At 74.4% G+C, this 13,531-nt stretch carries 13 protein-coding genes and 1 riboswitch; all 13 genes read right to left on the bottom strand.

Going from position 1 to position 13,531, the window contains the following annotated elements; translation table 11 throughout:
• Positions 1 to 25: 25 nt before the first annotated feature.
• The 13 genes from QSK36_RS04275 to QSK36_RS04215 all read right to left on the bottom strand — a co-directional run bounded on the left by QSK36_RS04275 (position 26) and on the right by QSK36_RS04215 (position 13,499).
• On the bottom strand, positions 26 to 1,081 hold the full coding sequence (locus QSK36_RS04275) for a mechanosensitive ion channel family protein (RefSeq protein WP_285781409.1): 1,056 nt from the start codon (positions 1,079 to 1,081) through the stop codon (positions 26 to 28).
• 44 nt (positions 1,082 to 1,125) lie between these two features.
• Positions 1,126 to 2,130 carry a ribonucleotide-diphosphate reductase subunit beta gene (locus tag QSK36_RS04270; RefSeq protein WP_225898036.1) on the bottom strand — a complete coding sequence of 335 codons (1,005 nt, stop codon included), beginning with the start codon at positions 2,128 to 2,130 and terminating at the stop codon, positions 1,126 to 1,128.
• On the bottom strand, positions 2,127 to 4,451 hold the full coding sequence (locus QSK36_RS04265) for a ribonucleoside-diphosphate reductase subunit alpha (protein WP_285781408.1): 2,325 nt from the start codon (positions 4,449 to 4,451) through the stop codon (positions 2,127 to 2,129). The genes QSK36_RS04270 and QSK36_RS04265 overlap by 4 nt, the downstream gene beginning before the upstream one ends.
• A 135-nt stretch (positions 4,452 to 4,586) precedes the next feature.
• Positions 4,587 to 4,816, bottom strand: a riboswitch (cobalamin riboswitch).
• Positions 4,817 to 4,861: 45 nt separating this feature from the next.
• On the bottom strand, positions 4,862 to 5,800 hold the full coding sequence (locus QSK36_RS04260) for a Bug family tripartite tricarboxylate transporter substrate binding protein (RefSeq protein WP_285781407.1): 939 nt from the start codon (positions 5,798 to 5,800) through the stop codon (positions 4,862 to 4,864).
• A gap of 102 nt (positions 5,801 to 5,902) precedes the next feature.
• Entirely contained in the window at positions 5,903 to 6,550 is a 648-nt protein-coding gene (locus QSK36_RS04255) for a V-type ATP synthase subunit D (RefSeq protein WP_285781406.1), read from the bottom strand.
• Positions 6,547 to 7,998 carry a V-type ATP synthase subunit B gene (locus QSK36_RS04250; protein ID WP_285781405.1) on the bottom strand — a complete coding sequence of 484 codons (1,452 nt, stop codon included), beginning with the start codon at positions 7,996 to 7,998 and terminating at the stop codon, positions 6,547 to 6,549. The genes QSK36_RS04255 and QSK36_RS04250 overlap by 4 nt, the downstream gene beginning before the upstream one ends.
• Complete coding sequence (locus QSK36_RS04245) at positions 7,995 to 9,722, bottom strand: V-type ATP synthase subunit A (RefSeq protein WP_285781404.1); 1,728 nt, start codon at positions 9,720 to 9,722, stop codon at positions 7,995 to 7,997. Before QSK36_RS04245 ends, QSK36_RS04250 begins: the two co-directional genes overlap by 4 nt.
• Complete coding sequence (locus QSK36_RS04240; protein WP_285781403.1) at positions 9,710 to 10,222, bottom strand: V-type ATP synthase subunit E family protein; 513 nt, start codon at positions 10,220 to 10,222, stop codon at positions 9,710 to 9,712. The genes QSK36_RS04245 and QSK36_RS04240 overlap by 13 nt, the downstream gene beginning before the upstream one ends.
• Complete coding sequence (locus QSK36_RS04235) at positions 10,219 to 10,431, bottom strand: hypothetical protein (RefSeq protein WP_285781402.1); 213 nt, start codon at positions 10,429 to 10,431, stop codon at positions 10,219 to 10,221. The genes QSK36_RS04240 and QSK36_RS04235 overlap by 4 nt, the downstream gene beginning before the upstream one ends.
• A 7-nt stretch (positions 10,432 to 10,438) precedes the next feature.
• Positions 10,439 to 10,780: an ATP synthase subunit C gene (locus tag QSK36_RS04230; protein ID WP_183536825.1), complete on the bottom strand. Its 342-nt coding sequence runs from the start codon at positions 10,778 to 10,780 to the stop codon at positions 10,439 to 10,441.
• Entirely contained in the window at positions 10,744 to 12,048 is a 1,305-nt protein-coding gene (locus QSK36_RS04225) for a V-type ATPase 116kDa subunit family protein (RefSeq protein ID WP_285781401.1), read from the bottom strand. The genes QSK36_RS04230 and QSK36_RS04225 overlap by 37 nt, the downstream gene beginning before the upstream one ends.
• A 78-nt stretch (positions 12,049 to 12,126) precedes the next feature.
• Positions 12,127 to 13,068 (bottom strand): hypothetical protein, encoded by a 942-nt coding sequence (locus tag QSK36_RS04220; protein ID WP_285781400.1) that lies wholly within the window; start codon positions 13,066 to 13,068, stop codon positions 12,127 to 12,129.
• Positions 13,065 to 13,499 (bottom strand): hypothetical protein, encoded by a 435-nt coding sequence (locus QSK36_RS04215; protein WP_285781399.1) that lies wholly within the window; start codon positions 13,497 to 13,499, stop codon positions 13,065 to 13,067. Before QSK36_RS04215 ends, QSK36_RS04220 begins: the two co-directional genes overlap by 4 nt.
• Between the last annotated feature and the right edge of the window lie 32 nt (positions 13,500 to 13,531).

Raw genomic sequence — 13,531 nt, 5'->3', positions numbered from 1 at the left:
TGGTGGGGAAGGGCGGATGCGACGCTCAGCGTGCGGGGGTCTCGACGCGCAGGCGCGGGAGGCTCTCTGGGTACTTCTCGCGGATGAACTTCACCAGGTGCTCGCGGATGTCGCAGCGCAGGTCGAAGGCGCTCGCCGAGTCGGCCGCGCTCATCAGGGCGCGCAGTTCGACCAGCCCCTCCGGGGTGATGTCGGTGACCTGGAGCGTCCAGTCCTTCTGGTCCCACAGCGGGTTCTCCCGCAGCGCCCGGTAGAGCTCGGTGCGCACCTCCTCGACCGGGATCGACCAGTCCACCCGGAGGTACACGCTGCCGAGGATGCGGCTCTCGTGGCGCGTCCAGTTCTCGAACGGATTGGTGGTGAAGTAGGACACGGGCAGGATGAGCCGCCGCTCGTCCCACAGGCGCAGCGCCACGTAGGTGAGGGTCAGCTCCTCGATGCGGCCCCACTCGTCCTCCACCACGACCACGTCGTCGAGCCGCAGCGCGTCGCTGAAGGCGAGCTGCAGCCCGGCCAGCATGTTGCCGAGCGTGGACTGGGCCGCGATGCCGCCCACCACGCCGGCGATCCCCGCGGAGGCGAGCAGTCCCGCGCCGAGCGCCCGCACCTGCGGGAAGGTGAACAGCATCGCCCCCAGCGCGAGCACCACGACGACCGCCGCCGACACCCGGCGCACCAGTGTGATCTGGGTGCGGATGCGCCGGGCGCGGCGGTTGCGCTCGCCCTCGACCCGCGTCAGCCGGTCGAGGACGACGTCGGTCACCGCGTACGCCGCCTGGATCAACAACCAGGTCACGCAGGCGATCAGCAGCAGCGCGAGCACGCGCTGGAAGCCGTTGGAGTCCGACCCGGGCATGTCGGGGTCGTAGGCCGCCTTGACGGTGCCCATCACGGCCGAGGCGAAGCCCGGCCAGGTGCACCTGCGCACGAACGGCCCGGCGAGCGCCCACCGCTCCCCTATCAGGCGCGATTTCAGCACCCGCCGGACCAGTTCCACCGCGACGATCGCGGCGGCCACGGCGATCGCCAAGGTCGCCCAGTTCCACGCTGCCGCTGTGACGGCGCCCCCTGTCGTCGTCATGGGGTTCCCTTTGCCCTTTACGGGAGCGCCGAAAACCGGATGAGTCAGAAGGCCTCGTCGAAACTGACGTCGCCCTCGACGGCCACCTGGTAGGCCGAGACCCGGCGCTCGAAGAAGTTCGCCAGCTCCTGCACGTCCTGGAACTCCATGAACGGGAAGGGGTTGTCCGTGCCGTATCGCACGGGCAGGCCGAGCCGGGTGAGCCTGCGGTCGGCGACGTACTCCAGGTAGCGCCGCATGTTGCCGGCGCTCATGACGCCGTGCCCGTCGCCGCACAGATCACGGGCGAAGGCGAGCTCGGCGGCGACCGCCTCCTCCATCATCCGCGTCACCTGGGCCCCCAGCTCGTCGTCGAAGAGGTCCGGCTCCTCGCGGCGTACGGTGTCCACCACCTCGAAGGCGAACTCCATGTGCATCGACTCGTCGCGGAACACCCAGTTGGTGCCGGTCGCGAGACCGCCGAGCAGCCCGCGCGAGCGGAACCAGTAGACGTACGCGAAGGCGCCGTAGAAGAACAGCCCCTCGATGCAGGCGGCGAAGCAGACGAGGTTGAGCAGGAAGGCCCGCCGGTCCTCCCGGGTCTCCAGCCGGTTCAGCTCGCTGATGGAGTCGATCCAGCGGAAGCAGAACTCGGCCTTGTCGCGGATCGACGGGATGTGCTCGACGGCGGCGAACGCCTTCACCCGCTCGTCGTGGTCGGGCAGGTAGGTGTCCAGCAGGGTCAGGTAGAACTGGACGTGCACCGCCTCCTCGAACAGCTGCCTGCTGAGGTACAGCCGGGCCTCGGGCGCGTTGACGTGCTGGTAGAGGTTCAGCACCAGGTTGTTGGCCACGATCGAGTCGCCGGTGGCGAAGAACGCCACGAGCCGGTTGATCAGGTGCCGCTCCCCCTCGTCGAGGGTCGCGAGGTCGGCGAGGTCGGAGGCGAGATCGACCTCCTCGACCGTCCAGGTGTTCCTGATCGCCGCGCGGTACCTCTCGTAGAACCCGGGGTAGCGCATCGGGCGGAGGGTCAGGTCCATGCCCGGGTCGAGCAGCATCGTTCTCATTGGCACGCCTCGCAGATCTCGGGGTTCTCAAGGGAGCAGGCGACCGCCTCGGCGGGGGCGACGGCCGGCACGGTCGTCTGGGCGATCCGCGTCGCCGGGCGGGAGCGCAGGTAGTAGGTGGTCTTCAGGCCCGACCGCCAGGCGTAGGCGTACATCGAGGAGAGCTTGCCGATGGTGGGCGCGGCCATGAAGAGGTTGAGCGACTGCGACTGGTCGACGTACGGCTGCCGCGCGGCGGCCAGGTCGACGAGCGCCTTCTGCGGCAGCTCCCAGGCGGTGCGGTAGAGCGTCTTGAGCTCGTCCGGGACGGCGGCGATGTCCTGGATCGAGCCGTCGTTGAGCTTGATCGCGTCGCGCATCGGCTTGGTCCACAGGCCGAGAGCCTGAAGGTCTCGCACGAGATACCGGTTGACCTGGAGGAACTCCCCCGACAGCGTCTCACGCTTGAAGACGTTGGACACCTGCGGCTCGACGCACTCGTAGCAGCCCGCGATCGAGGCGATCGTGGCCGTCGGCGCGATCGCCACGAGCAGGGAGTTGCGCAGCCCGGTCTGCGCGATCCTGGCCCGCAGCGCGGCCCACTCCTCGGGATGCGCCGGGGCGCACGGGTAGTGGTCGAGGTGCAGGACGCCGTCCGCCGCCCGCGTCTCCTCGTAGGCGGGGTGGCGCCCGCGTTCGGCGGCCAGGTCGGCCGAGGTGCCGTACGCCGCGAGCGCGATCTCCTCGGCGATGCGGGTCGACAGCGCCAGCGCCTCCGGCGAGTCGAACGGCAGGCGCAGCGCGAAGAACACGTCGGCGAGGCCCATGACGCCGAGCCCCACGGGCCGCCACTTCCGGTTCGCCGCCTCCGCCTCGGGCGTCGGGTAGAAGCCGAGGTCGATCGTCCGGTCCAGGAACCGTACGGCGGTGCGGACGGTGGCGCGCAGCCCGCCGAAGTCGACGGCGTCGCCCTCGGGGGTCAGGTGCGCGGCGAGGTTGACCGAGCCGAGGTTGCACACGGCGGTCTCGCCGTCGCTGGTGACCTCCAGGATCTCGGTGCACAGGTTGGACAGGTGGATGACGTTGCCGGGCCGCGCGGTCTGGTTGGAGGCCCGGTTGGAGGCGTCCTTGAACGTCATCCAGCCGTTGCCGGTCTGGGCGAGGGTGCGCATCATCCGGGCGTACAGGGCGCGGGCCGGCACCTGCCGGACGTATCGCCCGGCGGCCTCCAGTTCGCGATAGCGGGCGTCGAACGCCTCGCCCCACAGGTCGGTCAGCTCGGGCGCCTCCTTGGGGTCGAACAGCGACCACGTGCCGTCCGCCTCGACCCGGCGCATGAACTCGTCGGGCACCCAGTTGGCCAGGTTGAGGTTGTGCGTGCGGCGCGACTCCTCGCCCGTGTTGTCGCGAAGCTCCAGGAACTCCTCGATGTCGGCGTGCCAGGTCTCCAGGTAGACGCAGGCCGCGCCCTTGCGCCTGCCGCCCTGGTTGACGGCCGCCACCGACGCGTCGAGCGTGCGCAGCCAAGGGACGATGCCGTTGGACAGGCCGTTGGTGCCCTGGATCAGCGAGCCGCGCGAGCGCACCCGCGTCCAGGCGATGCCGATGCCGCCGGAGTACTTCGACAGCCGCGCCACCTGGCCGTACCGCCCGTAGATGCTCTCCAGCTCGTCGCGGGGCGAGTCGAGCAGGAAGCACGACGACAGCTGCGGCCGGCGGGCGCCCGAGTTGAACAGCGTCGGGGAGCTGGGCAGGTAGGCCAGTGTGGACATCAGACCGTACAGCTCGGCCGCCTCGGCCACCGTGGCCGACAGGCCGCAGGCGACGCGCAGCAGGAAGTGCTGCGGGCGTTCGAGCACGCGCCGGGTGACCGGGTGGCGCAGCAGGTAGCGGTCGTAGACCGTGCGCAGCCCGAAGTACTCGAACCGGTCGTCGGCCGCCGGGTCGATCAGCGCGTCGAGCGCCTCGGCCTCGCCGGCCACGAACGCGGCGACGGCGTCGCCCAGCAGCCCGGCGGCGTGGGCGGCGGCGACCGACTCCGAGAAGGTGCGCACCCCCTCGGCCGCCGCCTCCTCCGCGATCAGCCCGCTCAGCAGCCGGGCCGCCCGGCGTGAGTTCTCCGGGTCGGCGATGACCCCGGCCGCCGCCTCCTCGATCGCCTGCCGGACGGCCGCCGCGTCCCGCGCGCCGTCCGCGCGGGCCTCGGCCTGCCACGCGGCGCCGGCGCCGGGGACGGAGCCGCGCGAGGCGTCGGGTCCACGGTCTCCCGCCGGAGCCCGCGGCCCGCCCCGCTCACGTGAAGCGGGGTCCGCGGACGCGGAGGCCGGGTCGGTGATGGTCATCAGATGCCCTCTCCTCGTCGTTCCGTGTCCCGGCCGGACTGAGGGGAGGCATGCCGCGGCGCACGCGCACGAGAGGGAACCGTGCCGTGACGTTGCGGCGAGCCCGCCCTCGGGGCCCGGCGCGGGGCGCGCGCCCATGCGCGCGCGTCACTGGCAGGTCTTCGGACTCGCGGGCGTCCGGACGGGCTCGCGCCCGCCGGTCCTACTGGCCGTCGCTTCCCGGGCGCGCTCGCGCCCAGTGCTTGGAACACAGCACGGTGCTGTGTGACGGCGGTCGTTCCCGCTCACCGCTGCGGGGCAGTCCCGGATTCGCACCGGGTTCCCTCTTGCCTCACCTGGGGTGAACCAGCAACGCGATGGATCCTACATCTTGTGGCCCTTCTCGCAAGCGCCCCTACAAGTTGTGTTTTTCAGCGGAGTCCGAGATCATTGAGGAGCAGGGCCGTACGGCGCGCCTCGCCGACGAGCCATTGGCCGAAGTCGTCGCCGTCGAGCCACATCGGCGTCCAGTCGTTGCGGTCGCACAGGCTCCGCCAGCCGGGAGTGCCGGCGACGGCCCGGCACAGGTCGAGCAGGGCGTCCCGCCCGGGCGTGCCGCGCGGGGCGATCAGCCCCGTCCAGTCGGCGTACACGACCCGCACGCCCGACTCCGACAGCGTCGGCGCGTCCACCCCGGGCAGCCGCTCGGCGGAGGAGACCGCGAGCGGCCGCAGCCGTCCTGCGCGCACGTGAGGGGCGACCTCGCGCCTGCTGCCGAACCCGAGCGCGAGCCGCCCGTCGAGGACCGCGGCGACGGCCTGCGCCCTGCTGCCGAACGCGACGTAGTCGAGCAGGCGTGGGTCGGCCCCCAGGCCCTGCGCGGTCATGCCGAGCAGCAGGTGCTCCGGGCCGCGGTCGGCGCCGCCCGCGACTCTGGGCCCTCCGGGGTCGCGCAGCAGCGCGGCGGCGAACTGCTCGAACGTGCGGTAACCCGAGCCGGGCGAGGCGACCAGCACCTCCCACTCCCCCGTCAGCCGCGCGAGCGGGACGGCCCTGGCGACCAGGAGGGGGTCGCGGGCCAGCGCGCAGGCGGCCAGCAGTGCGGGATCGGCGATCACCAGGTCGGTCCGCGGCCCGCCCGGCCGGACGAGAGCCGTCCCGCCGTCGCCGGCCTCCCGCCTGATCCGTACGGCCCGGGCCCAGCCACGCCCCTCGACGAGCGCCTTGAACCCGGCGGCGACGCCGTCCCCGCATCCTCCGGGCGGGCCCGGGACGGCCAGGGAGAGCTCCCTGCGATGTGGCGGCGCCTGGACGCCGCACGCGCCCGCGAGGGCCAGGGCCCCCAGCGCGAGGACCGTACGGCGTCGCATGTCGGCACCCTCCTACCCGAAGAGTCCCTTACACGCACAGACTATGAGTAACTACACCATGTCACCGCATAACGGACGTTACGGCTGCGGTGATCGATGAGGTCAGTCGGGGCGGCGGCTCGAACGGAAGGAGACGGCGCGGCGCACCCGGGCGCCGTCCGCGCGCTCCATGTCGTCCAGGGCCAGCTCCACGGCAGCCAGCGCCGCCTCCATACGTGGCAGGACGTGGTCGCGAAGAGCCCTGATCCGGCGGCCGGTCTCGGTCTCCGCCGCGCGGACGATGCGCTCGGCCTCCCCGGCCGCCGCGTGGGCCACGGCGGCGGCCAGCGCCGTACGGCAGGCGTCCACCGCCGGCCCGAGCGCGGCGGTGAGCGGGATCGCGGCCGATCCGTCCTGCGCGGGCCAGACGACGACGGCCCGGCCCGGATAGCTCGTCCCCGCCGCGTCGGCCCACTCGATCCGCACCTCGACCCGCGCCTCGGCCCCTTCCTGGGCCAGCGGGCCGCACCCGGCGAGCCGGAAGGCGCGGCGGCCGCCGAGCAGCGAGGCGCGCAGCGACCAGACGTCCGCGGCCCGGCAGGCCGCCTCCCACTCCGCCCCCGTGCGCTCCACCAGGAGCGTGAGGCGTTCCCGCTCCCGGCGCAGGATCAGCAGCTTGCGTTCGAGCACGGCCAGGCCACGCCGGAGGACCGCCAGCCGGTGCCGCAGCCACAGCCGTCCCGCCCTGCCCGGGGGCACGCGAAGCGTCACGTGCCCTCCCGGTAATTCGCGTCGAGCACGTCCCCGGGCAGCATCGACAGCTCTCGCCGGGGCAGCACGGAGACCACCCGCCAGGCCCGGTCGAAGGTCTCCTCCAGCGAGCGGAACTCGTCGCGCCGCTGTGCCAGAAGGTCCCGCTCGAACGCCCCGGCCAGGGCGAGGTAGCGGCGGTCGACGGGGCTCAGCGCGCTCTCCCCGGCCATCTCGGCCAGCTCCCTGGCCTGGCGCGCACGGGACAGCGCGGCCAGGATCTGCGCGGCCAGGTCCACGTGCTCGGGGCGGGTGCGGCCGGGCCCGGCTCCCGCCCGCATCATCCTCGACAGCGAGGACAGCGGGTCGATGTGCGGGTAGGAGGAGACATCCCGGGTCAGGAGGATCTGCCCCTCGGTGATGTACCCGGTCAGGTCGGGCACCGGGTGCGTGATGTCCCCCGCGGGCATGCTGAGCACCGGCAGCACGGTGAGCGAGCCGTCCCGGCCCCGTACGCGTCCGCACCGCTCGTAAAGGGAGGCCAGGTCGCTGTAGAGGTAGCCCGGGTAGGCCCGCCTGGCGGGGATCTCGCCCCGCGCGGCGGACACCTCCCGCAGCGCCTCACAGTAGGCGGTCATGTCGGCCAGCACCACCAGGACGTGCCGTCCCAGCGTGAAGGCGAGGTGCTCGGCGACGGTCAGCGCGAGCCGGGGGGTGAGCATGCGTTCGATCACGGGATCGTCGGCGAGGTTGAGCAGCAGCGTCAGCCCGCCCCCGGCCGAGCGTTCCTCCAGCGTGTCGCGTACGGCCGCCGCGTCGGCGTGGGTCAGCCCCATGGCGGCGAAGACCACGCTGAACGGCGTGCCGCCGCCGCTGCCGGAGGCACTCCCGGTGGCGCTTCCGGCCTGGGCGGCGATCTGCGCGGCGAGTTCCAGGTGGGGCAGCCCGCCGCCGGAGAACACGGCGATCTTCTGCCCGCGCACCAGCGTGGTGAGCAGGTCGATCGCGGAGATCCCCGTCAGGACGGGCTCCGCAGGCGGCTCGCGGAGGGTGGGATTGAGAGGGAAGCCGTTCACCGCCGCGTCGCTCGCGCCGGAGACGGGAGGGCCGCCGTCCAGTGGCCGGCCGCGCCCGTCGCAGACCCTCCCCAGCCAGCCCGCGCCGACCGGGACACGCATCGGGCGGCCGGCGAACCTCACCCGAGTGCCCTCGGCCCGGATCCCCGCGGTGCCCTCGAACACCTGGATGACGGCCAGGTCGCGGTCGGACTCCAGGACGAGTCCGTGCCGGACCTCTCCCGATTCCAGCTCGATCGACGCGTAGTCGTCCCAGCCCACGCCCCGGCCGCCGTGTCCGATACCACGCACCACGATCAAGGGGCCGCGCAGTTCCGCCACGTCCGTGTACTCCACCGGGGCCCAGAACGTCGCACCGGTTCCAGTCGCTCCGCTCGCCACGGCCTCGGTCATCGCGTTTCCTCCAGCTCACGCAGCACGGCGTGGCGCAGCGCCGCGATCTCCTCTTCCGGCGCCTCCTTCGCTCTCAGCAGCGGGGAGAAGTCGCGTTCCTCGATCCGGGCGACCGGCACCCCCTGCTCGACGAGGCTCCGGCAGCGGTCCACCACCGCGAGCAGCGCGTCCGCGAGCAGGGCGGTGCGCTCCGGCCGGCAGAAGGCGTCGGCGGGGCTGAGCGCGCTCTGCTGGAGCAAGCCCTGGCGGAGCAGGCGCCCGGCGAGCAGGATCACGCGCTCGTGCGCGGGCAGCGCCCCCGCGCCGACCAGCTCCGCCGTCGCGGCCAGGTGGTCGGCCTCTCCGAGGAGATCGGCGACCAGGGCGCGCCGCCGAGGGCCGCCGGAAGTGGCCGCCATGAGCGCGTCGGCGTCGCGGGCGAACGACCCCTCCCAGGACACCGCGGGATAGTGCCGCGCGTAGGCGAGATCGCGGTCGAGCGTCCACTGGGACCGTACGAACCGCTGGGTGAGGGCCGTGACCGGCTCGGTCAGGTCGCCTCCCGGAGGGGACACCGCGCCGATGATCGTCACCGACCCGGTGGCGCCGCCGAGCGTGGTGACGCGCCCGGCCCTCTCGTAAAAGGCTGCGAGCGCGGAGGCGAGGTCTGCCGGATATCCCTCCTCGGCCGGCAGGGCGCCGCCGCGGGACCCCAGCTCCCGCAGCGCCTCGGCCCAGCGGGAGGTCGAGTCCGCGACAAGCACCACGTCGTAGCCCATGTCGCGGAAGTGCTCGGCGACCGTGACCCCGGTGTAGACGCTCGCCTCGCGGGCCATGATCGGCATGTTCGACGTGTTCGCGATCACCACGGTGCGTTCCGACAGCCGCCCGCCGCCGCGCGGATCGGTCAGCCGGCCGAACTCCCCGACGACGTCGGCCATCTCGTTGCCGCGCTCCCCGCAGCCGACGTACACGACGATGTCGGCGTCGCACCACTTGGCGATCTGCTGCAGCAGCACCGTCTTGCCGGTGCCGAACCCGCCGGGAACGGCGACCGTGCCGCCCAGGGAGACCGGCAGCAACAGGTCGATCACCCGCTGGCCGGTCGTCAGGGGGACCGGCTCGTCGAGACGCGCGGCGTACGCGAGCGCCTGCCGGACGGGCTGCCGGCGCTCGGCGGTCACCTCCGCGCCCCCGGCGACCGCGAGCGGGACCCCGGCCGGGCACTCGCCCGCCGGCCGTATCGCGGAGACCTCGCCGCCCGGCGAGAGGATCAGGTAGGGCGGCGAGCCTTCGCGCTCGACGCTCCCGATCGGTGTGCCGGCCGCCGTCGCGCTCCCCTCACGCACGAGCGGACGGAACCGCCAGGAGCGGGTCTCCTCCACCGTCGGCGGCGCCTCGGGATCCAGCCACATGCCCCTGCCGGCGAACGGGCGCAGCAGGCCGTCGAATACGCCGCCGAGCAGGTGAGGTCCGAGCAGGGCGGACAGCGGCGCCCCCCGGCGCTCGGCGGGATCCCCGGGGGCCAGTCCTCCGGTGTACTCGTACGCCTGCACGGTCGCCCGGTCGCCCCGCAGGGCGATCACCTCGCCGGGCAGGCGGTGCGGCCCGAGACCGACGAGCTCGAACATCGCGGCTCCGGCCAGACCCTCGACCTCCACGAGCGGCCCGTTGACCCTCGTCACCGCGCCTCTCACCGCGCCTCTCACCGCGCCTTTCGGGGCGCCGTCCGTCACGGTGCCCACAGCCGCTCCATCTCCGGCTGGTGGGCGTCGACGGCCCTGCCGGCGAGCGCGCCGAGCGAGCAGTCCACCCGGCGGCCCCGGCCCTCGCCCACCAACCCGCCGCCGGGATGCTCGCGCACCACGAGGTCGTCGCCGCCGGAATCGCGGATCAGCCCGGCCAGCCGCCGCAGCAGCGCGGGATAGCAGGGGTCCTCCCGCAGGTCCCCGACCGCCGCCGCCGCACGCCGGCGCAGCTCCTCCACGACCTCCCGCCGGGCGGCCAGCTCGATGCCGCGCGCCTGCCGCCGGGCCCGGGCCCGCACCGCGGACGAGTACGCCCGGGCCTCGGCCGCACCGCGCGCCCGCGCCTCGGCGATCGTCTCGTGGGCCTTCCGCCGCGCCGCGGCGACGATCTCGGCGGCCTCCCGGTCCGCCGCGGCGGCGATCGCGTCCACGTCCCGCCGCGCCCGCTCCAGCAGGGCGTCCGCGACCGGCGCCAGCGTGTCGCGCATCGTCGTCATCGCGGCATCACCACCCTCGGCGGCCCGCCGGTAACGTCCGCGAGGAAGTCCGCCGCGCTGGGGGTGAGGATCACGACGGCCACGTCCGGCCCCAGCGCCCGCCACACCGTACGGACCGCCTCCGCGTCCTCGGCCGGGAGAACGAGAGCGCCCGCCGGTCCGTAGGCCGCCACCCGGACGGCCTCGCCGATGATCGCCACGGTGCCCACGGCCGCCTCACGCCCGTTCGATGAGGATGATGCCGACGACGAGCCCGTAGATCGCGATGCCCTCGGCGAGGCCGACGATGACGATGGCCCGGCCGAACAGCTCGGGTCGCTCGCTCATCGCGGCGAGAGCGGCGGCCCCGGTGTAGGCGACCGCGATGCCCGCGCCGATCGCGGAGCCGGCCACCGCGATGGCCGCGCCGAGGAGCGCGGCGCCCCCGGCCCCTGCCGGAGCGGCGCCCGCGGCTCCCCTCGCGGCGCCGGCGGTGAGAGCCGAGATGAGGACGACGAGCGCGCCGAGCCCGATGGCGGTGTTCACGGCGAGCAGGCCTCGTCTGACCCAGACGGACATGGCGTGGCCTCCCTGGAGGTCGGTGGCGGGTGCCAGGGACGGAACGGGCGCCCCTCGGCCTGGAAGAGCCGGGAGAACAACTCGTAGTACTCCAGGCGGAGCGCCTGGACGGCGACCACGAGCGCCTCGATCGTGAGCGCGGCCGTGTTGCCCGCGACGAAGACCAGTGCGGCGGCGACGGGCCGGCCGGGCCACAGCGTGACGGCGCCCCGCCAGACGAGGGACCCGATGGCCGCGTGCGTGAGGCCGAAGGCGGCGAGCCGGGCGAAGGAGACCAGGTTCGCGCCCAGCCGTACGACCACGTCGAACAGCCGCATCGCGGCCTGGGCGACGCCGCTCACGCCGCCGCCCGCCTCCGCCAGGAACCCGGCGAGCGCCAGCGCCAGCCCTGCCGCCGCGACGAGGCCGCCCGCCACGGTGAGCCCGTCCAGGCGGTAGTACCAGCCGGCGAACGCGAGCCCGAACCCGGTGAACACCGCCGCGCCGGCGATCCCGGCCGACGAGTAGAGGGCGACCGGCCAGCCTCCCTCGCGCCAGCGGTTGACGACGCCGAGCGCGTAGGCGCCGCCGAGCATCAGGGCCCCGGCGCCCAGCGCGGCGAGCAGCAGGTGCACGGGGTGGGCGAGCGGCTCCAGCCAGAGCACCGGAACCACCCCCGTGGGCCCGAAGAACTCGCCGTACAGCAGGCCGAAGAGCACGCTCGTCAGTCCCGCGCCGGCCGCGAACGGCCAGGCCCGGCGGAACCGTTCCAGCCGCTGCGAACGGGCGAGCCGCCGGGGACGGCGGAGGTACAGCGCCGCCGCGGCCGCGAGCAGCAGCGCTCCGTGCCCGGCGTCGCCGAACATCATGCCGAACATCAGCACGTAGGCACCGGCGGCGAGCGGGGTGGGATCGACGTCGCGGTACGGCACGGTCCCGTAGGCGAGGACCAGCGGCGACAGGGAACGGCGCAGCCCCTCGGTGTGCAGCAGCGACGGCGCCTCGACGCCTCTCGGGCGGGGCAGCGGGACGACCGCCCCGCCGGCGGGCGCCAGGCGGGCCGACAGCCCGGCGACGAGCGTGGCGGGCGTCCACCCGGCGAGCGCCGCCACGCCGCCGCGGACCACCGCCGCCCGCGACACGGTCTCCACCGACGCGTCCGGGGGCGTGGCCAGCTCGACCGCCCCCGCCTCCCCCACCAGGGTCAGCACGTCGGCGAGGGCGGGCGCGGGCGCGACGATCGCGACCCGCTCCATGAGGACCGGCCGCAGAGCCGCACGCCAGGTCATCACCGTCACCCGAAGGGTGGCCCGGCGTGGTGTTCACACGAGACCCCGCGCGGGCAGGCCCGCCCGGACGAGATCCGCTCACAGGAGTTCATCGCCACCTCTCCCCGCGGCACGTTCCCGTGCGGCGCCTTCCAGTGCGGCGAGCTCCAGTGCGGCGCACACCCGCCGGGCGTCCGCCGCGAGCACCGCCGCCGCGCCCAGGGCGGGGACCGGTGAGAAGCTCCACTCCGCGAGCAGGGCCCTGCCGTCGTCCTCCAGCCGCTTCCACCAGAGCCGCTCGGCCCGCCACAATTCCTCGGGGTCGTCGAGGTCCCGCAGCACCCACCGGGCGGCCGGGGGAAGGCGGCCGGCCATCTCGGCCATCGACGCCGCCGCGAGCGCCCGCTCGCCCAGCAGCGGACGGCATCGGTCGCGCTGCTCCGGGAGAAGGTCACGGCCCTCGGCGTGCCGTTCGCGTGCCACCAGCAGGGCCGTCCCGCCCAGGACCCATGCCCGGGCGGCGGACGGCAGCGCCTCGGCGAGGCGGGCCGCCCAGGCCAGGCGCATGCCCACCTGGATGTCGCGGAGGCCGGCGCCGCCGGTGTCGCCCCACGGCGAGGCGTTCAGCTCCGCGCGGATCTCCCCGAGGGAGCCGCAATCCCGCAGCCGGGGCCACGCCGTCGCCAGCGAGCCGAGGAGGAACTCCGGATCGGCCGGCCGTCCGGCGAGCCGGCACATGAGCTCGTCCACGTTGGTCATCTCGAACCACCGGGCCAGCAGGCGCACCACTTGACCGCCCTCGCGGGGCAGCCAGCCGGCGAGCACCCGCAGGTGCCACAGGAGGGTGGCGAGCACGGCATGCTCGGCCTCGGCGAGGCTCTGCCCGCGCCTGACGTCGTGCCCGTACGAGGTCGTGGCCAGCAGGGCGACCGCGTCGGCGACGCAGGCGCAGGCCGCGACCCGCCGGGCCCGCGTGAGGCCCAGCCCGCGGCGGGCCAGCGCCCTCGCCCGGGTGGACCCGGCGACCCAGGCGGCGGTCACGACGGACCACCCGCCAGGGACCTCACCTCGGCGACCACGCGCGCCACCGCATCGGGAAGCCGGGCGGCGGCCCGGCGCCGGACCTCCTCGGCGGCGTGCGCGGCGTCCCGGATCATGGCCTCGCACCGCTCGCCGGACTCGCGCCGCCCGGCCGCGAGGGCCGCGGCCCGCTCCGCCTCCGCCTCCCGCCGGGCGTCGGAGACGATCGCCGCCGCCTGGGTGCGGGCCCGCTCGAGCGTCTGCCGCGCGGCCTGCCGGGCCCGCGCGCGCTCGCCCTCGCACCGGTCCCGCACCTCGTCCAAGGCCGAGAAGACCGCCTTCAGCTCGGCGGCCTCATCGACCGCGTAGTCCGCGGGCACCCCCGCTGGCGCGGCGGCGCCCGGCGTCCCCGCCGGACGGAAGCGTTCGAGGAAGTCGCGCAACCGGGCCATCGCTCACCCCCACTCAGAGGTGATGCCCCGCA

Source organism: Microbispora sp. NBRC 16548 (assembly GCF_030268985.1).
Taxonomy (GTDB): domain Bacteria; phylum Actinomycetota; class Actinomycetes; order Streptosporangiales; family Streptosporangiaceae; genus Microbispora; species Microbispora catharanthi.
This window is presented reverse-complemented; position numbering and strand designations above follow the sequence as displayed.